Source organism: Microbacterium sp. (assembly GCF_044340635.1).
Lineage (GTDB): Bacteria > Actinomycetota > Actinomycetes > Actinomycetales > Microbacteriaceae > Microbacterium.
Map to the genome: position 1 here is coordinate 162,658 of NZ_JBIITF010000002.1, position 18,923 is coordinate 181,580.

Sequence of the window (18,923 nt, forward strand, 5' to 3'; positions counted from 1 at the left end):
CTGAGTCAGACCGTGGCCGCGGCCGCCCGACCCGCCGCACGTCCCGAGAACAGGCATCCGCCGAGGAACGTTCCCTCGAGTGCGCGGTAGCCGTGGACGCCGCCCCCGCCGAAGCCGCTCGCCTCACCCGCGGCGAACAACCCGGGAACAGGTCGGCCACCCATGCCGAGCGCGCGCGACTGCAGGTCGGTCTCCATTCCGCCGAGCGACTTGCGGGTCACAACGTGCAGTTTGACCGCGATCAGGGGTCCCGCCGACGGATCCAGGATGCGGTGGGGTGAGGCGGTGCGGATCAACCGGTCGCCGCGATAGGCACGAGCCGACCGCAGCATCGAGATCTGTGCATCCTTCGTGAAGTCGTTGTCGATCTCTCGGTCGCGCGCCTCGAGCTCACCCCGCGCGCGCCCGACGTCGAGGGCGTCGCCGCCGGGCAGGGCCGCCATCCCGGTGAGCAGGCGGTCCAGTGTGTCTGCGACGACGAAGTCCGCGCCACGGTCCATGAACGCCTGTACGGGGTCGGTCGGGCCTTTCGCCAGTCGTGACCGAACGAGGAGCCCCAGGTCTTTGCCGGTCAGGTCGGGATTCTGCTCACTCCCCGAGAGGGCGAACTCCTTCTCGATGATGCGGCGTGAGAGCACGAACCAGGAGTGTTCGTGCCCGGTCGTGCGCAGGTGCGCGAGGGTGCCGAGGGTGTCGAAACCGGGAAACAGCGGCACCGGAAGGCGTTTGCCGGTCGCGTCGAGCCACACCGACGACGGTCCCGGGAGGATCCGGATGCCGTGATTCGGCCAGACGGGATCATAGTTCTGGATCCCCTCGACGTAATGCCACATCCGGTCGCCGTTGATCTGGTGCGCCCCCGCCCGTTCGGCCACGTCGAGCATCGCGCCGTCGACGTAGGCCGGGACTCCGGAGAGCATGTGTTCCGGGGGAGTACCCAGACGCTCGGGCCAACGACTCCGCACGAGCTCGTGATTGCCGCCGATCCCGCCGGAGGCGACGACGGTCGCACCCGCCGTGATGGTGAACGATCCGACCACCTCTCGGGATGTCGCCTCGCCCCGCGGGGCTCCGGAAGGGGCGAGGATCTCGCCCACCGCGCCGACCACGCCGCCGTCGTGCGTGACCAGGTCGGTGACTCGGTGGCGGGCGAGCACCGTCGCGCGTCCCTCCGCTTCGCCGCGCTCGACCCGTGCCTGGAACGCCCCCACCAGGGCGGGCCCGGTGCCCCAGACGATGTGGAAGCGGGGGACCGAGTTGCCGGGACCCATGGCTGTGTACCCGCCGCGCTCTGCCCATCCGACAACAGGAAAGAGGCCGATGCCCAGTTCGCGCAGCCAGGCGCGCTTCTCGCCCGAGGCGAATTCGACGTATGCCTCGGCCCAACGCCTCGGCCAGGCATCCTCTTCGCGATCGAATCCGGCGGTGCCGAACCAGTCCTGTCGCGCGAGGGCGAGCGAGTCCCTGATGCCCATCCTCCGCTGTTCGGGGGAGTCGACCAAGAAGAGCCCCCCGAACGACCACCACGCCTGCCCGCCGAGGTTGCTGCGGGGCTCTTGATCGACGATCGTGACCGTCTTGCCCGCGTCCAGTGCGTGCGCTGCGGCGACGAGCCCGGCGAGGCCCCAGCCGATCACGAGGACGTCGGTGGTATGGGTTGTCTCGGCCATGGCGACTCCTGTGTCGATGGATCCGCGGGTCGCGCGGGGGGCGTGCTCAGGTACCGGGCGAGGGCGGTTCGTCGGCCGGTGCCTTCGGGACGGGGGGATGGTGCGGACCCGCGACGCTCGCGGTGAACGCGGTCCGCCCGCCGCTCGGCGGACCGATCGGCGATGCCTCGAATGTGTTGACCATAGCCATCGCGGCGCGCTCGAGGTAGTCCCAGAGGGTCGCGTCGTGGAGCGGCGGCAGGTCGAGTTCGTCGAGCGAGGCGCGCATGTGCCGTAGCCAGCGGTCGCGGGCGTCGGGGTTCACGTGGAAGGGGTTGTGGCGAGCGCGCAGACGCGGGTGGCCGCGACGCTCGCTGTAGGTCGTCGGGCCGCCCCAGTACTGCTCGAGGAACATCGTCAGGCGCTCCGCCGCGGGGCCGAGGTCTTCTTCCGGATACATCGGCTTCAGGACGTCGTCGGTCGCGACGCCCCGGTAGAAGCCGTCGACCAGCCGGACGAAGGTCTCGTGGCCGCCGACCTCGTCGTAGAAGCTCAGGGGCGACGCATCCGTGCCGTCTGTCATGTTGTGCCGCCTGTCTTCGGGGTCGTATCGTCGTCCGGGGGAGGGGTCTCGCCAGTCGCGTTGTCGCCGCTCGGGTTGCGAGCGGCCCCGTTCTCGGGTGCCGTCGCGGCAGGTGTCGTCTCTGCCGGGGGCGCGGTCTTGCGGGTGCGCTTCGGCTTCCACACCGGGCGCTCCGGCATCGGCGCGGCTTCGGCTGCGACCGGGGTCGGGCGGGTCTTCGGGGGATTCGCGCCGCGAACGCGCTGCGCACCCTCGAGTCCCGTCAGGACGATCGAGTTGAGCTGCGGCAGTGTCAGGCCCATTGCGTCGATCGCGCGCTTGAGACGCATCCGCAACTCGCGTGCGACATCGTCCTTCGCGTTGGCTCGCGTCTTCATGACCAGGCGGATGACGAGGGCGTCACCCGAGACGGACTCGAGACCCCATACCTCGGGCTTCTCGATGATGCGGGTGCGCCACTTCGGCTCCTTCGCGAGGTCCTTGGCGGCCTCGAGCATGGCCGACTCGACTTCGTCGATGTCGGCGTCGACCGGAACGGCCAGGTCGATGATGACCCGCGACCACCCCTGCGACATGTTTCCGATGCGGGTGATCTCACCGTTGCGGACGTACCAGAGCGTGCCGTTGACGTCGCGGACGTGCGTGATCCGAACGCTGACGTACTCGACGATGCCGGTCGCGAGACCGAGATCCACGACGTCGCCGATCCCGATCTGATCCTCGGCGACGATGAAGATGCCGTTCAGCACGTCCTTGACGATGTTCTGCGCACCGAAGCCGAGACCCGCACCGATCGCCGCGGTAAGGAGGGCGAGCGAGCCGAGCGCATTCGGGGCGATCGCGTTGATGACGAGCACGATCGCGACGATGCCGACGGCCACGTTGACGATGTTCTGCAGGATCGACCCGAGGGTGCGAGTGCGCTGAACGAGGCGGACGGCAGCCAAGGGGGAGCGTTCCAGAGCCTGGGTGTCGTCCACGTTGGCTTTGTTCTTGGCCCCGTTCACGATGCGTGTGACCACGCGTCGGATGACGATGCGAAGGATCCACGTGAGCAGTAGCGCTCCGATGATGATCGCCACGACATTGAGTGCCCGGAAACCGGCGACGGTCAGTCGCTCGAGGAGTTGCGCCCACCACTCGGGGTTGGCGACTGTCTCGTCAGCGGGGGCGAGGGGGAGCATCCTCCCGATTCTACCGGCGGGCACTATGCCGTTCCTGTGACGCCCAACCGGTGAGCGAGGATCACGGCCTGTACCCGGTCGCGTGCGCCCATCTTCGCCAGGACCCGTCCGACGTGTGTCTTGACGGTGGATTCGCTCACGAACAGCGCGGTTGCGATCTCGGTATTTGTCAGACCCTGACCGATCGCGGCGAAGACGTCGCGTTCCCGCTCGGTGAGCGTCGCGAGTGCGGCGAGATCCGTGCCGCCACCGGAGGCGTTGGGCAGATGCCCGCCGAACAGTTCCAGCATCCGTCGGGTCACGCGTGGCGACAGTGTGGCATCGCCCGAATGCACGGCCCGGATGGCTGCCGTCAGCTCGCTCGCCTGTACGTCCTTCAGCAGAAAGCCGCTCGCGCCCGCGGCGAGCGCTCCGAAGGCGTATTCGTCGAGGTCGAAAGTCGTGAGGACGATGATCCGCGACTCGGGATGCTGCTGCACGATCTGCTCTGTCGCGGCAATGCCGTCGAGCCGAGGCATCCGGACGTCCATGAGCACGACGTCGGGGGTGAGCTCGCGCACCGCCTCGATCGCCTCGGCACCGTTCGCGGCCTCACCGACCACGACGAACTCCGGCGATGCCTCGAGCACCATCCGAAAGCCCATCCGAATGAGCTGTTGGTCGTCGACGAGCAGGATGCGGATGGCTGCGCGGTCACTCATGCGGTGGCTCCAGGGGGATGCGGGCGCGGAGTCGCCAATGGTCGGGAGAGATCATCCCTGCCTCGAGGCTTCCGCCGAGGTGGGCGAGGCGTTCGCGCAGACCCAGCAGCCCGAGACCGCCGCCGCCCGATGGCTCGTCGAGCCGCGATCCGTCGTTGTCGACGCTCAGCGCCAGTTCGTTCGGGGCGTGGACGACCTCGACACGGATGAAGCGCGGGTCGTGGGCGTAGCGCATCGCGTTGGTGAGCCCCTCTTGCACGATGCGACGGACGGCTTGCCGGACGACCGGTGGGCAGTCGGCGACGCCGGTCACCGACAGGCTGACAGGGAATCCCGCGTTACGCGCGGCATCGACGAGATCGTCGAGCGAGCCGTCCTCGATCGGTGCCAGCGGAGCACCGGCAGGTCGATCATCGCGGAGCACACCCAGCATCATCCTCATCTCGGCGAGCGCATCGCGTGCCGTAGCGGCGACCGCACGGGATGCCTCGCGCGAACGCTCCGGGTCGGATGTGACACTTGCCCCCTCGGACAGCGCAACGATGACGGTGAGGGAGTGCGAGACCACGTCGTGCATCTCGCGTGCGATGCGGGTCCGTTCTGCGGCTGCTGCGAGCTGCGCCTGCTGATCCCGTTCGACGAGGAGCTGTCGGGAGCGGTCGATCAGTGCCTCGAGGTATCTCTTCCGGTTTCCGACGTTCGCGCCGACGAGCGTTCCGAGCAGGAGGGTCACGCCGAAGCTGATCGCGATGTTGAGCAGCAGCGTCAGATCGGTGTACCCCGTGAGGGTGTGAATCGCGATGTACAGGCCGAGCGCGACCACCGCGGATCCGAGCGCGATCCACGCGGCGCTCGCGCTGCGGTAGACCGCGATCGAATAGATCGCCACCACCGTCGCGGGCCCGCTGATCGTGTTGATCTCGTCCGGACCGAGAAGGAGAACGGGCGCCAACGCCACGACGAAGACGGCGATCGGCCACCGTCGGCGCCACACGAGTGCGACGCAGCCGAGGACAGCCAAGCCGATCATGAGCGCCAGGAGCACCCCCGTCGGCGGGTTCTCGCGATCCGCCCGAATCGTGAGCGTCGGCGCCGACAGCAGGAACGCGAAGATGGCTATCAGGATGTCGGCGAAGAGCGGATGCCGTGCCCAGAAGCGTCGAAAGACACCGGGTGGCCGCGGCAGACGCAACTCGTCCTCGGCCGGGCGGGTGCCCGGGCCGAGGACGAGTTCGCGTGCTGCGGACATCGATCGACTCTACGCGTCGCGCGTCTTCAGGACCGCGATCCCGCCGACGAGCGCGGCCGCCGCCCACACGATGATCGTGATGATCGCCGGGACGGTGTCGAGCGCGTCGCCGGACATCCCACCGCCGAGGAACAGTGACTGCCCGGCGTTCGAGGGCAGGTAGCTGGCCAGGTCGTGAATCCAGGCGAACCCGTCGACGCGCGGGAAGAAGCTGACGAGGAGAGGCGCGACGAACACCAGTCCGATGCCGACAGCCAGCGCGCCCGGCCCGTTGCGGATGATGAACCCGATCCCGACTCCCATCATCGCCATGAGGGCGAGGAAGAGAGCGGCGCCGAGGAGCGGCATGAGCGCCGTCTCGGGCTCGCCGAGATCGAGCGCGTTGGTCGTGAGGATCGGTGCGGTGACGATCGCGATGATCGCGAACACCACGATGCTCGTGACGAACATCGTCACCCCGACGACGAGTGCCTTGGCGAGAACCGCGCCGCTGCGCCCCGGGGCTGCGGTCAGGGTGGAGCGAATCATCCCGGTCGAGTACTCGCCCGTGACGGTGATGGAGCCGAGGATGACGGCCAGCAGTTGGGTCAGCACCGTGCTGAAGACGATGACCTGCACGGCGACGGCGTTGCCCTGGGGCATCCCCGCCTCCGCGTTGTCGAGGGCGAAGCTCGCGTACGACGCGGCCATCAGCAGGCTGAGACCGACAGAGAGGACGAGCACGAGCGCGATGGACCACCACGTGGAGCGGATGGTGGTGAACTTGTGCCATTCGGAACGCACGAGGCGCACGAAGGAGAGATGGATGCGGGGGTCCGCCGCAGCGGGGGCGGTGGACTGCGCGGCGGGTGCTGTCGCGTTCAGGGTGCTCATGCGATGTCCTTCGTCTTGTACTCGACGTCTTCTCCGGTCAGGCGGAGGTAGGCGTCTTCCAGGGTTCCCGAGGCCGGGGTGAGTTCGTGGAGTGCGAATCCGCGCGAGGCGGCGAGGTCACCGACGGTGGCGGCCGTGACGCCGACGATGTCGAGCAGGCCGGGTTCGGACGTGGTGATCGTGACGCCGTCCGCGGCGAGCGCCTCGGCGAGGGAGGAGGCGTGCGGGCTCCGCACCCGCACGGAGTGCTGGGTCCACTGCGAGACGAGCTCCCTCACAGGTGCGTCCGCGAGCACCTTGCCGCGACCGAGGACGATGATGTGGTCGGCTGTCACGGCCATCTCACTCATCAGGTGGCTGGAGAGCAGGACGGTTCGGCCCTCGGATGCGGCGTGGCGGACGAACCGGCGCACCCACATGACGCCCTCGGGGTCGAGACCGTTGACCGGCTCGTCCAGGATCAGGGTGTGCGGGTTGCCGAGCAGCGCGGCAGCGATTCCGAGCCGCTGACCCATGCCGAGTGAGAAGCCTCCGGCGCGCTTCTTGGCAACGGAGGTGAGTCCGGTGATCTCGATCACTTCGTCCACCCGGGAGCGGGGGATGCCGTGGGTGGCGGCCATCGCGCGCAGGTGGTTCTTGGCGCTCCGGCCCGTGTGCACGGCCTTCGCATCGAGGAGCACGCCCACCTCGGTGAGCGGCGAACGCATACCCGTGTACGCGCGGCCGTTCACGGTGACGCTGCCCTTCGACGGACGGTCGAGTCCCACGATCATGCGCATCGTGGTGGACTTGCCGGCGCCGTTCGGGCCGAGGAACCCGGTGACTTTGCCGGGTTGGACGGTGAAGCTGACATCCGAGACCGCGTGCTTGGTCCCGAAGTCCTTGCTGAGATTCTCTGCGACGATCATGTGCTTCACGCTACGGAAGAACCCGCCGTCGGCGCGTCCGCCTCCGGAGGGTTCTTCCGTGCTGTGGCGTGGTACCGCGGTACCGTGCCGTGGGTCCTGCGGGTCAGGCTGCGTCGCGCTCCTGCACCGCGATGGCGCGCTCGACGCCGGCCAGGTTCTCCAGCACCAGACGACGCAGGGCCGCCGGAGCATCCGCGTTCGCGTCCAACCAGGCGAGCGTCGCATCGCGCAGCGCGGCATTCGCCAGCGGCGCGGGGTAGAGGCCCGTGATCAGGTACTGCGCGATCTGGTAGCTGCGTGCGTTCCAGACGGGCAGCAGCATCTCGAAGTACGGCTTCACGAACTCCCCGAGAAGCTCGACGCCGGCCGGATGCGTGAAGCCCAGCGCCGTCGACCGCACGATCGTGTTCGGCTGGTCGGAGCGCTCGACGAGCGAGTCCCAGGCCGCGAGCTTCGCCTCGACGTTCGGCAGGGCGGCCTTCGCCTGCGCGGCGAGCTCGCCCCCCTTCGAGGTGTTGTCCTGCGCGAGCGCGTCGTCGATCTGCGCGGCGGTGGCGAAACCACCCGCGGCGAGGGAGATGAGCAGCTGCCACGACAGGTCGGTGTCGATCGACAGTCCCTCCATGACGGTCTCGCCGTCACGCAGGCGCCGCACCTGCTCCCACTGCGTGGCCGACGAGGCCGCCGTGGCGAACGCGGTCACGAACTGCAGCTGGCTGTCGCTGCCCGGCTCGGCCTGTTCGGCGAGCGCCCACAGGCCGTCCGCAACCCGCTCGCGGGTAGCCTTCCGCTTCCCGGGTGCGACGTACGAGTTCGCGGCGAGCTGCAGCTGCGCGAGCGTGGTCCGCACGGTCGTCGACTCGGTCTCGGATCCGATGTTGAGCAGGACGAGATCGACGTAGTCGGTCGCGGAGGCCTCGGCATCCCGCGTCTGATCCCACGCCGCGCCCCACACGAGCGAGCGGGCGAGGGGATCGGCGATGTCGCGCAGGTGGGCGATCGCGGTACCGAGCGAACGCTCGTCGAGGCGGATCTTGGCGTAGGCCAGGTCGTCGTCGTTCAGGAGGACGAGGTCGGGGCGCGTGATCCCGGCCAGCTCGGGCACCTCGGTGAGTTCGCCGTCGACGTCGAGCTCGACCTTGTGCACGCGGGTGAGCGCGCCGTTCTCGAGCGAGTAGAAGCCGACACCCAGGCGGTGGGGGCGGATCGTCGGGTAGTCGGCCGCGGCGGTCTGCGTGATCGCGAATCGCGTGATCGTGCCCTCCGCGTCCTCCTCGATCACCGGGGTGAGGGTGTTGACACCGGATGTCTCGAGCCACAGCTTGGCCCAGGAGCCGAGTTCGCGGCCGCTCGTCTTCTCGAGCTCGACGAGCAGGTCGCCGACCTCGGTGTTGCCCCACTGGTGCTTGTCGAAGTACGCCGCGACACCCGCGAAGAACTTCTCGATGCCGACCCACGCGGCGAGCTGCTTGAGGACGGACCCGCCCTTGGCGTACGTGATGCCGTCGAAGTTGACCTGCACGTCGTCGAGGTCGCGGATCTCGGCGACGACCGGGTGCGTCGAGGGAAGCTGGTCCTGGCGATAGGCCCAGGTCTTCTCCATGGCGTTGAACGTGGTCCACGCCTCGGTCCACTCGGTCGCCTCGGCGGTGGCGATCGTCGACGCCCACTCGGCGAACGATTCGTTCAGCCAGAGGTCGTTCCACCACTTCATCGTCACGAGGTCGCCGAACCACATGTGGGCGAGCTCGTGCAGGATCGTGACGACGCGGCGCTCCTTGACGGCATCCGTCACCTTGCTGCGGAAGACGTACGTCTCCGTGAAGGTGACGGCGCCCGCGTTCTCCATGGCGCCGGCGTTGAACTCGGGCACGAAGAGCTGGTCGTACTTGGCGAACGGGTAGGGGAAGTCGAACTTCTCCTCGTAGTAGGCGAAGCCCTGGCGCGTCTTCTCGAACACGTAGTCGGTGTCGAGGTGCTGCCAGAGGCTCTTGCGGCCGTAAATCCCGAGCGGGATGACCCGGCCAGAGGCGCTCGTCAGCTGCGAGAACGTCGACTCGTAGGGGCCGGCGATGAGGGCCGTGATGTACGACGAGATGCGGGGGGTGGGCTCGAATGACCACGTGGCCGTCCCGTCCCCGTGCCGCTTCGGCTCGGGGGTGGGGGAGTTCGAGACGACGGCCCATGGCTCGGGCGCCGTGACCGTGAACCGGAAGGTGGCCTTGAGGTCGGGCTGCTCGAACACCGCGTACATCCGGCGCGAGTCGGGGACCTCGAACTGCGAGTAGAGGTAGACCTCGCCGTCGACCGGGTCGACGAAGCGGTGCAGCCCCTCACCCGTGTTCGTGTACAGGCAGTCGGCGTCGATCACGAGCTCGTTGTCGCGCTCGAGACCCGTCAGGGCGATGCGCGAGTCGGCGAATGCCGTGGCGGGGTCGATCGAGCGGCCGTTCAGGGTGATCTCGCGGACGTCGCGCGCGATCAGGTCGATGAACGTGTCGGCGCCCTCCGTGCCCGTGAACCGGACGACCGTGCGAGAGCCGAAGATTCCGGCTCCGCGGGTGAGGTCGAGCGTGACTTCGTACGAAATCCCGGCTCCTGAGCCTGTCGAAGGATCGACGACGGCGCGGCGCTCCTGCGCCTCGATGCGGGTGAGGTTCTCTCCAGGCACAGCGTTACTCCCGTGGGTCGTGGGCGATGGGTGCCGCACGCGCGGCTGGCGCCCGCGGCATCCGTCCAGCCTACTGACGCGTGCGACACGGCGCGCCGGGCGGCTCCTCTCAGCCCGCCCGGGTCATCGAACGGGCGCGACACGCCGGCGCGCCGGGCGGGTCCTCTCAGCCCGCCCGGGTCGTCGAACGGGCGCGACACGCCGCGCGCGCCGCGACCAGGCGGCGTGTCGCGTCCGTTCGCGGGAGGGATGGTCCGCATAAGACGACACGGACGCCGGAACCCGAGGTGCGGCTGCGCGGAGGTCAGGACTCCCGGACGACGTGGCTGCGGGCATGGGCGATGGCGGCGGGCAGGTCGGTGAAGAGGTGGTTCTGGTGCCGGAGCGCACCGAGCACACCGACGGTTCGGAAGAGCTCGACGTGCCCCTCGCGCACGCCCTTGATCAGGACCGTGACACCGCGTCGCTCGAGTTGTTGCACGATCTCGCCGAGCACGTGGGCTCCGGTCGCGTCGACGAGTTCGAGCTGAGACATCCGCAACACCACGACCGAGACATCGTCGAGGGAGGTCACTTCCGCCAGCACGCGGTCGGCCGCCGCGAAGAAGAGCGGACCATCGAGACGGATGATGGCGATCCGCTCGTCGCCGCGTTCCGGGTCGCCGAGGATCGGCTCGCGCTGGACCCCGGTCGCCCGAGCGAGCCCACGAAGCGCGAAGATCGCCGCGACGATCATGCCGATGACGACCGCGACGATGAGGTCGACCGAGACCGTCACGATGTAGGCGACCGCGTCCGCTCGTGTCGAGCGCAGGATCGAGCGAGCCGTCGCGAGGTGGACCATCCGGATGGCCGTGACCATGAGGACGCCCGAGAGCGCGGCGAGCGGGATCGCGCCCACGGGGCCCGCGACCGCCACCACGACGAGCAGCAGCACGAGCGCGTGCACGATCGCGGCGAGGCGCGTTCGAGCCCCGGCGCGGACATTGACGGCCGTCCGTGCGATGGCACCGGTGGCGGGCATCCCGCCGAACAGACCTGATCCGATCGAGGCGAGTCCCTGTCCGAAGAGCTCACGGTCAGGGTCGTACGGGCCCGTGTCGGCGAGGGATGCGGCGACCCGGGCGGACAGGAGGGACTCGATCGCTGCGAGGGTCGCGACCGTGAGAGCCGGCAGCAAGAGGCCCGAGAGAGTACCGAGGTCGAGTGCGGGCAGGCTCGGGACCGGCAGCGCGGCGGGAAGGGCGCCGATCACGGCGAGTGGGTCCGACACGACGAGCGTCAGCAGCGTCACGAGGATCACGCCGACGAGTGAGCCGGGGATGGCCGGATGCAGGCGGGGGAGCAGGAGCATGCAGCCCGCGACGATGACGACCGCACCGAGCGCCCAGAGCAGGTAGCCGATGTCGGCCGAGGCCAGAGCATCGAACGCCGCCAGGACCACATTCGTGTGCGAGCCGCCGTGCGTCGAAGGTCCGGTCAGCGCCGGCACCTGCTGCAGGAAGATGATGACGGCGATTCCGAGGGTGAAGCCCTCGATCACCGGCCAGGGGATGAACGACACCGCACGGCCGAGCCGAGCGATCCCGGCGATCACGACGATGACCCCGGCCATCAGGCTCACGATCGCGACGGCGCCCATGCCGTTAGCCGCCACGATGGGGGCGAGCACGACGACCATCGCGCCGGTCGGTCCCGATACCTGCACGTTCGACCCGCCGAAGACCGCCGCGATGACACCCGCGACGATCGCCGTGATCAGGCCCGCCGCGGCGCCCGCACCAGACGAGATACCGAACCCGAGAGCCAGCGGAAGCGCGACTATGCCGACCGTGACGCCGGCCAGCAGGTCGCGGCGCCAGCTGTTCGGGACTTCCCGATAGTCGGCACGTGACGGCAGTAGCGCGCGCAGAGCATGCAGCGCGCGGATCATGAGGATGCGCCGAAAGACGGCAGCTCGGCGACGTCGTCAGCACGCGCACCGTCCTCGGCGACCAGCGCGGCGAGGAGTCGGCGTGCGACGCCGAGGAGCTCGGCCACTTCCGGTCGCGCGAGTTGGTAGTAGACATTGCTGGCGCGGCGCTCGGACGTGACCAGTCGGTGCCGGCGCAGCACCGACAGGTGTTGGGAGAGGTGGGATGCCTCGAGCCCGGTGCTCGTCTGCAGGTAGCCGACCGTGTGTTCGTCGCCGTCTGCCAGCAGCTCGAGCATCCGGATGCGCAGGGGATGCGACAGGCCCTTGAACAGCCCCGCCTTGACCTCGTAGAGCGGACGCTGTGAATGGGTTAGTGACATGATGAATCCATCATATCGCGCGAGGGTAGGTTGGGCGAGTGACAACTGAGCGGGTGACGGATGCCGCGGACCCGCGTTTGGCGGACTACCGTGACCTGACCGATGTCGCCCTCAGGCGGGTGCTCGAGCCCGAGGGTGGGCTGTACATCGCCGAGTCCGCCAAGGTCCTCTCCCGTGCCCTGGCCGCGGGGCACCGTCCGCGGTCGGTGTTGACGCAAGAGAAGTGGCTCGGTGACGTCGAAGACCTGCTCGGGGAGGACGACGCGACCCCCGTGTACGTCGTGGATGCCGAGCTCGCCGAGAGCGTGACCGGCTATGCCGTGCACCGGGGCCTGCTCGCGTCGATGCATCGGCCCGCAACTCCCTCGGTGCAAGAAATCCTCGCCGACGCGCGCCGGGTCGTGGTGCTGGAAGACCTGGTGGATCACACCAACGTCGGGGCCGTGTTCCGCGCCGCCGCGGGCATGGGGGCAGACGCCGTGCTGGTATCGCCGCGGTGCGCCGATCCGCTGTACCGACGCAGCATCCGGGTCAGCATGGGAACGGTCTTCCAGGTGCCGTGGACGCGCCTGCCGGCCTGGCGCGAGAGCACCGAGCTCCTGCACGAGGCCGGTTTCCACATCATGGCGCTCGCCCTCGCTGAGGATGCTGTTTCGCTCGATGACTTCGTCGAGAACCCTCCCGAGCGGGTGGCCATCGTGCTGGGTGCGGAGGGCGACGGCCTCTCGCGCCAGGCGATCGCCGCCGCCGACTCGACCGTGACGATTCCGATGACCGGCGGAGTCGACTCGCTGAACGTCGCCGCCGCAAGCGCGGTCACCCTCTGGGCCCTGCGCATCCGCTCGTAAACCACGGTACCGAGGCCCGCGCTGGCTAGACGGTCTTCGCCGGCCCGGAATCGGGGTCCCGGCCCGGCGCGAGGATCTGCATCGGGAGCGGTTCGGGGCGCTTCGCCGTGACGTGATCGCCCGAGGACTGGTGCCGAAGGCGCCGCAGCACCCAAGGGACGAGGTGCGAGCGGGCCCAGACGAAGTCCCCGACGCGCGCGGTGCGCCAGGTCGTGGCGGGGAGACGGTCGGGCTGCATGGGGACGAGGTCGTTCGAGACGTTGAGCGTCCGAAGCACCATGCGAGCCACCTCGTGATGGCCGAGGGAGTTCAGGTGGAGGCGATCGGCGTCGAAGAAACGGGCATCCTGGATTTCTTTCAGCCCCCACTGGTCGGCGACCACGCAGTCGTACCGGTCGGCGATAGCGCGCAGGTTCTCGTTGTAGATCGCGATCTTTCCCCGCATGGGGCGGAAAACCGGCTGCCAGCCGACATCGATTCCCGTGAAGATGACGATCGTCGCGCCGCTCTGCGAAAGCCGTGCAACGGCATCCTCGAACTGTGCGGCGACGGCGTCCGGATCGGCTCCCGGACGGATGATGTCGTTTCCCCCTGCACACAACGTGACCAGGTCGGGTTTCAAGGTGAGGGCGGGTTCGATCTGTTCGGCGATGATCGGCGCGATCAGCCGCCCGCGCACCGCCAGGTTCGCGTAGGCGAAGTCGGGCACCTGCGAACCCAGTACCTCGGCCACACGGTCCGCCCACCCTCGGTAGCCGCCGTCGAGTCGCGGCTCCGGGTCGCCGACGCCCTCGGTGAACGAGTCGCCGATCGCGACAAATCGACGCCACGGATGCGTGGGCTGATCTGCCGTATCCGCGGTGAGAGAGACTTCGGGCTCGTGTGCGGGCATCGGACCTCCTCGCTCGTGATCGTTTTCGACCATACCGCGCGGAGGTGACACCGCTGGGCGTCCAGGTTGGCAGCACGGAGGCCGGGTGTCTGCGGGTTCGTCTATCGTGGTCAGTCGTGCGTTCGGGCGAGCGGATGCCGACGCGGGAGGGGTGTGCAGGGTGATCGACGAGCAACCCGGCGCGCACGTCGGCAGCTTCGCGGCCGAGCACCTGTCGCCCTCCTACCCGCAACGCGCCCCCTGGGGCACGGCCCAGGCGCTGCGCGCGTGGCAGGCCGAGGCCCTGGACATCTACTTCGCCCTCGACGGCCCCGAGGGCGTAGGAAACGGCCCGCGCGACTTCCTCGCGGCGGCGACGCCGGGTGCCGGTAAGACCACCTTCGCCCTCCGGCTTGCAACCGAGCTGCTCCGCCGTCGCGTCATCTCCCGCATCGTCGTCGTCGCCCCCACCGAGCATCTGAAGACGCAGTGGGCGGATGCTGCGGCCCGCGTCTCGCTGCGGCTCGATCCGAACTTCAGCAATCGGCACGCCATGCCGTCGAGGCAGTACCACGGCGTCGCCGTGACCTACGCGCAGGTGGCGGTCAAGGCATCCGTCCACGAACGCCTGATCATGGATGCGCGCACGCTCGTCATCCTCGACGAGGTCCACCACGGTGGCGACGCGCTGAGCTGGGGTGATGCGCTGCGTGAGGCCTATGGCCGCGCGACCCGCAGACTGCTGCTGTCGGGCACACCCTTCCGGAGCGACACCGCTCCGATCCCGTTCGTGGAGTACGCGCCGAACGAGAAGGGCATCCGCCTCTCGCGTACCGACTACAACTACGGGTATCGCCGCGCGCTCGAAGACGGCGTCGTCCGGCCCGTCATCTTCCTCGTCTATGCCGGCAAGATGCGCTGGCGCACGCGGGCCGGCGACGAGATGGAGGCCTATCTCGGCCAGGACAACACGAAAGACATCACCGCTCAGGCCTGGCGGACGGCGCTCGACCCGAACGGTGACTGGATCCCCGCCGTATTGCGCTCCGCCGATCGGCGACTGACCGAGGTAAGGGAGCAGATCCCGGATGCCGGGGGGCTGATCATCGCGACCGATCAGACCGCGGCGCGCGCCTACGCCGCGATTCTGGAATCCATCAGCGGCGAAACGCCGACGGTTGTGCTGTCGGACGAGGCCGAGGCATCCGCCCGCATCGAGCAGTACGCGAACTCGACGTCGCGCTGGCTGGTGGCCGTACGCATGGTGTCGGAGGGCGTCGATGTGCCGCGCCTCGCCGTCGGGGTCTATGCGACATCCGCGTCGACGCCCCTGTTCTTCGCGCAGGCGATCGGACGTTTCGTGCGTGCGCGGCGCCGCGGCGAGACCGCGAGCATCTTCTTGCCGAACGTGCCGCAGTTGATCGCGCTGGCCGGCGAACTCGAGCGGGAGCGTGATCACGCGCTCGACCGTGACAGCGACGGCGATGACGAGTGGGCCCTCGACGAGGACGCCATGGACGCGGCCGAGCGTGAAGAATCCGCGTCGGACGCCCTCACGCAGGAGTTCACGTACCAGGCGCTCGGATCCTTCGCCCACTTCGACCGCGTCATGTTCGACGGGCGCGAGTTCGGTCAGCTCGCCGTCCCCGGCACCCCGGAGGAGGAGGAGTTCCTGGGTCTGCCGGGTCTGCTCGAGCCCGAGCATGTGCACGAACTGCTGATGCAGCGCCAGGCCCGGCAGGGCAAACACCGGAGCGTCCGCGAGGCCGCCGAAGCGGCTTCGGGCGACGAGCGGGCGGCGGATGCTCCACCGCCCGCCCTGCACCGGACCCTGCGGGAGCAGCGCCAACTGCTGAACAGCCTGGTCGGACTTTATTCCCGGCAGGCGGGCGAACCGCACGGACTCGTGCACGCCGAGCTCCGGCGCATCTGCGGTGGCCCCGCCGTCTCGCATGCGACGGTGTCTCAGCTGCAGGCGCGCATCGAAGTGCTCCGCCGTCGCGTCCACTCCTGATCGCGGACGCGTACCGGGTGCGCTTCGGAGGCCCGAAATGCTGGCAATAGCGGCAAACGACGGCCGCGGGCAGTGCGCTGTGGATAGCGTGGACGGGTTCCCCACCCCCGACTACTCCACCGTCCCCGCCGTCCTGGAGGCCCTATGAGCGAGCCCGCGCCGACACCGACCGCTGCCGACAGGCGGCGATGGATCCGGTACCTCGTCAACGAACGTGCGGAAGCGAGCGTTTATCGGCACCTCGCAGCGCGGCGCGAGGGCGAAGAGCGCGACATCCTGCTCGCGCTCGCGGAGGCCGAGGGGCGGCACGAGGCGCATTGGCTCGAGCTGCTCGGCGGCGAACCCGCCCGCCTCCCGAAGGCCGATCTCGAAACGCGCGTGCTCGGATGGATGGCCCGGCGCTTCGGATCCATCTTCGTGCTCGCCCTCGCACAGAACGCGGAGGGTCGGTCGCCCTACGACAGCGATGCGGCCGCGACACCCGCGATGCGTGCCGACGAGAAGATCCATCACGAGGTCGTGCGAGGGCTCGCGGCTCGGGGGCGGCGACGGTTGTCCGGAACGTTCCGCGCCGCGGTGTTCGGTGCGAACGACGGCCTGGTCAGCAACCTCGCCCTGGTCATGGGTATCGGGGCGACGGGTGCGGCGCCGCAATTCGTGCTCTTCAGCGGCATCGCGGGACTCCTCGCCGGCGCGCTCTCGATGGGCGCGGGGGAGTTCGTGTCCGTGCGGTCGCAGCGTGAACTGCTCGCGGCGACCGAACCCAACGGATACGCGGATCATGTGCTGCCAGACCTCGACCTCGACGCCAACGAGCTTGCGCTCGTGTACCGCACGCGGGGGATGGCGATCGACGACGCCATGGATCGTGCGCGCCTAACGGTCGAGGCGGCGCGCGCGGCCGACCGCTCAGTACCGTTCACGGTGCCCCGGGAGGCCGCGGGCGAGCATGATGTGGTCGGCGGCGCGTGGGCCGCTGCGGGCTCGAGCTTCCTGTTCTTCGCCTCGGGCGCGATCATCCCCGTGCTGCCGTGGATCTTCGGACTGTCGGGTGTCGCCGCGATCGCGCTGGCGCTGGCTCTCGTGGGTGTCGCGCTGCTCGCGACCGGGGCGATGGTGGGGCTGCTCTCGGGTGGACCCCCGCTCCGACGCGCGCTCCGGCAGCTCGCGATCGGGTTCGGCGCTGCCGCGGTGACCTACGTGCTCGGCCTGGTCTTCGGCGTGTCGATGGGCTGATTACCGCCCGACGACGACTCGGTCGGCGTCGAGCGCGAGCCCCGGGATGTCCTTCTCCAGCGAGCGCAACTGCCACTCGGTGCGGAACAGGGCAAGACGCTGCGCCTTCCGCATCACGATCTCCGAGTCGCGGCGGGACGCGAGCGCGGCAGCCGTATCGGCGTCGACGAGCCGGGCGACGGTGTAGGGCAGGTCGGTCAGCCGTATCTCGACCCCGAACTCCGACGCCATCCGCCCCGACAGCACCTCGAACTGCATCGCACCGACCGCACCGAGCACGGGGTTCTGGGGCCCGCGCTTCTCGGAGTCGAGGAGCTGAACGACCCCCTCTTCGGTGAGCGCCGTGATGCCCTTCCGGAACTTCTTCGCGGTGCTGACATCGACGGGGGAGGCGAGCGCGAAGAGCTCGGGGGTGAACGAGGGGATGCCCTCGAACTCGACCCGGTCCTCCGAGTAGAGCGTGTCGCCGGGTCGCAGGTGCGTGGCGTTGACGAGGCCGACGATGTCGCCGGGCCACGCGGTGTCGACGGTGTCGCGTTCGCGACCGAACATCTGCAGGGCGTACTTCGTCGCGAAGGGGCGTCCCGTCTGCGCGTGCACCACGGACATCCCACGCGTGAAGATGCCCGAACAGATGCGCATGAACGCGACCCGATCTCGGTGCGCGGGGTCCATGTTGGCCTGAACCTTGAAGATCTGTGCCGAGAAGGGCGCGTGAACGGGACGGGGCGTCCCGTTCACGGTGACCCGCGGCGTTGCCGAGGGTGCGGCGCGGCAGACGAAACGCAGCAACTGCTCGACGCCGACGTTGCGGACGGCGGCACCGAAGAACACGGGCATACCGGTCAGATCCGCGAAGGCCTGGGCGCGGAACTCTCCGCCGTCGAGTTCGACCAACTGGGCTTCTTCGACGGCGGTCTGCCAGTCATCCCCGAGCATCCCGGCCGCGTCCGTCGCGGGATGCAGCTGGATCTGCGGAAGGTGCGCGTTGCCGTCGACGTGCTCGAACGTGAGAAGTTCGCCGGACGTGACATCCCGTAGCCCGAGGAACCTCCCCGCCTCGCCGACGGGCCAGTTGAGCGGCATCGGCTGGCGGGACGTGACGCGCTGCAGTTCATCGAGCAGGTCGAGGGGATCGCGGCCGGGGCGGTCCCACTTGTTGATCATGACGATGATCGGGATGCCTCGGTTCCGACACACCTCGAAGAGCCGGAGTGTCTGGGCCTCCATACCCTTCGACGCGTCGATCAGCATCACGGCCGTGTCGACGGCGGAGAGTACGCGGTAGGTGTCTTCCGAGAAGTCCGCGTGACCCGGCGTGTCCACGACGGTCACGACGACGTCCTCGACGATGAACTGGATCGCGGCGGAGCTGATCGAGATCCCGCGCGCTTTCTCCATCTCCATCCAGTCGGAGACGGTCGAGCGTCGCGTCGACTTGCCGTGCACGGCGCCGGCCTCGGAGACGGCGTGCGCGTTGAGGAGCAGCGACTCGGTCAGTGTCGACTTACCCGCGTCGGGGTGGGAGATGATCGCGATCGTCCGTCGCCGCTTCGCCTCGTCGACCACGCGGGGGTCCGCCGGGCGATGGTCGGCAGGTCCGGTCTTTTCTTCAGATGTCACGATGCTCTCGATTTTAGGCGACTGGGGCGGTACCGCGCTCCGCGAGCGGGCGTTCAATGAAGAAGGCCCCGGATCTGAAATCCCAGATCCGGGGCCTTCTTTACCGCTGTGCGCGAGGGGGGACTTGAACCCCCACGCCCGTTAAAGGGCACTAGCACCTCAAGCTAGCGCGTCTACCTATTCCGCCACCCGCGCATGGGTGAGCTGCTTTCGCAACC

At 68.9% G+C, this 18,923-nt stretch carries 15 protein-coding genes and 1 tRNA gene; 3 read left to right on the forward strand and 13 right to left on the reverse strand.

Annotation, left to right across the window (positions count from 1 at the left end):
* Positions 1-5: 5 nt before the first annotated feature.
* The 10 genes from ACIQ0W_RS02555 to ACIQ0W_RS02600 form a co-directional block, all read right to left on the reverse strand.
* Positions 6-1,670 carry an FAD-binding dehydrogenase gene (locus tag ACIQ0W_RS02555; RefSeq protein WP_396641300.1) on the reverse strand — a complete coding sequence of 555 codons (1,665 nt, stop codon included), beginning with the start codon at positions 1,668-1,670 and terminating at the stop codon, positions 6-8.
* A 46-nt stretch (positions 1,671-1,716) separates the two neighbouring features.
* Complete coding sequence (locus ACIQ0W_RS02560) at positions 1,717-2,232, reverse strand: globin (RefSeq protein ID WP_396641301.1); 516 nt, start codon at positions 2,230-2,232, stop codon at positions 1,717-1,719.
* On the reverse strand, positions 2,229-3,416 hold the full coding sequence (locus ACIQ0W_RS02565) for a mechanosensitive ion channel family protein (protein ID WP_396641302.1): 1,188 nt from the start codon (positions 3,414-3,416) through the stop codon (positions 2,229-2,231). The genes ACIQ0W_RS02560 and ACIQ0W_RS02565 overlap by 4 nt, the downstream gene beginning before the upstream one ends.
* A 23-nt stretch (positions 3,417-3,439) precedes the next feature.
* On the reverse strand, positions 3,440-4,117 hold the full coding sequence (locus ACIQ0W_RS02570) for a response regulator (RefSeq protein ID WP_396641303.1): 678 nt from the start codon (positions 4,115-4,117) through the stop codon (positions 3,440-3,442).
* Complete coding sequence (locus ACIQ0W_RS02575) at positions 4,110-5,366, reverse strand: sensor histidine kinase (protein ID WP_396641304.1); 1,257 nt, start codon at positions 5,364-5,366, stop codon at positions 4,110-4,112. Before ACIQ0W_RS02575 ends, ACIQ0W_RS02570 begins: the two co-directional genes overlap by 8 nt.
* Before the next feature lie 9 nt (positions 5,367-5,375).
* On the reverse strand, positions 5,376-6,239 hold the full coding sequence (locus tag ACIQ0W_RS02580; RefSeq protein WP_396641305.1) for an ABC transporter permease: 864 nt from the start codon (positions 6,237-6,239) through the stop codon (positions 5,376-5,378).
* Positions 6,236-7,147: an ABC transporter ATP-binding protein gene (locus ACIQ0W_RS02585; protein WP_396641306.1), complete on the reverse strand. Its 912-nt coding sequence runs from the start codon at positions 7,145-7,147 to the stop codon at positions 6,236-6,238. The genes ACIQ0W_RS02580 and ACIQ0W_RS02585 overlap by 4 nt, the downstream gene beginning before the upstream one ends.
* Before the next feature lie 103 nt (positions 7,148-7,250).
* On the reverse strand, positions 7,251-9,818 hold the full coding sequence (gene pepN, locus ACIQ0W_RS02590) for an aminopeptidase N (protein WP_396641307.1): 2,568 nt from the start codon (positions 9,816-9,818) through the stop codon (positions 7,251-7,253).
* A gap of 304 nt (positions 9,819-10,122) precedes the next feature.
* Positions 10,123-11,751: a SulP family inorganic anion transporter gene (locus ACIQ0W_RS02595; protein ID WP_396641308.1), complete on the reverse strand. Its 1,629-nt coding sequence runs from the start codon at positions 11,749-11,751 to the stop codon at positions 10,123-10,125.
* Positions 11,748-12,113 (reverse strand): ArsR/SmtB family transcription factor, encoded by a 366-nt coding sequence (locus ACIQ0W_RS02600; RefSeq protein ID WP_396641309.1) that lies wholly within the window; start codon positions 12,111-12,113, stop codon positions 11,748-11,750. The genes ACIQ0W_RS02595 and ACIQ0W_RS02600 overlap by 4 nt, the downstream gene beginning before the upstream one ends.
* Positions 12,114-12,151: 38 nt before the next feature.
* On the opposite strand from ACIQ0W_RS02600, the gene ACIQ0W_RS02605 reads away from it, so the two are divergent.
* Entirely contained in the window at positions 12,152-12,961 is an 810-nt protein-coding gene (locus ACIQ0W_RS02605) for a TrmH family RNA methyltransferase (RefSeq protein WP_396641310.1), read from the forward strand.
* 25 nt (positions 12,962-12,986) lie between these two features.
* Here ACIQ0W_RS02605 and ACIQ0W_RS02610 read toward each other — a convergent pair whose 3' ends face one another.
* On the reverse strand, positions 12,987-13,853 hold the full coding sequence (locus ACIQ0W_RS02610; protein WP_396641311.1) for an SGNH/GDSL hydrolase family protein: 867 nt from the start codon (positions 13,851-13,853) through the stop codon (positions 12,987-12,989).
* A 160-nt stretch (positions 13,854-14,013) separates the two neighbouring features.
* Here ACIQ0W_RS02610 and ACIQ0W_RS02615 point away from each other — a divergent pair, with 160 nt between their 5' ends.
* Together ACIQ0W_RS02615 and ACIQ0W_RS02620 are read left to right on the forward strand one after the other, a co-directional pair.
* Entirely contained in the window at positions 14,014-15,846 is a 1,833-nt protein-coding gene (locus tag ACIQ0W_RS02615) for a DEAD/DEAH box helicase (protein ID WP_396641312.1), read from the forward strand.
* Between the two features lie 144 nt (positions 15,847-15,990).
* A complete protein-coding gene (locus ACIQ0W_RS02620) occupies positions 15,991-17,082 on the forward strand; it encodes a VIT1/CCC1 family protein (RefSeq protein WP_304689434.1) in 1,092 nt (363 codons plus the stop codon).
* Here ACIQ0W_RS02620 and ACIQ0W_RS02625 read toward each other — a convergent pair whose 3' ends face one another.
* Both ACIQ0W_RS02625 and ACIQ0W_RS02630 read right to left on the reverse strand, forming a co-directional pair.
* Positions 17,083-18,705, reverse strand: coding sequence for a peptide chain release factor 3 (locus tag ACIQ0W_RS02625; protein WP_396641313.1), 1,623 nt, complete (start codon positions 18,703-18,705; stop codon positions 17,083-17,085).
* A 109-nt stretch (positions 18,706-18,814) separates the two neighbouring features.
* Positions 18,815-18,900, reverse strand: a tRNA-Leu gene (locus ACIQ0W_RS02630).
* Between the last annotated feature and the right edge of the window lie 23 nt (positions 18,901-18,923).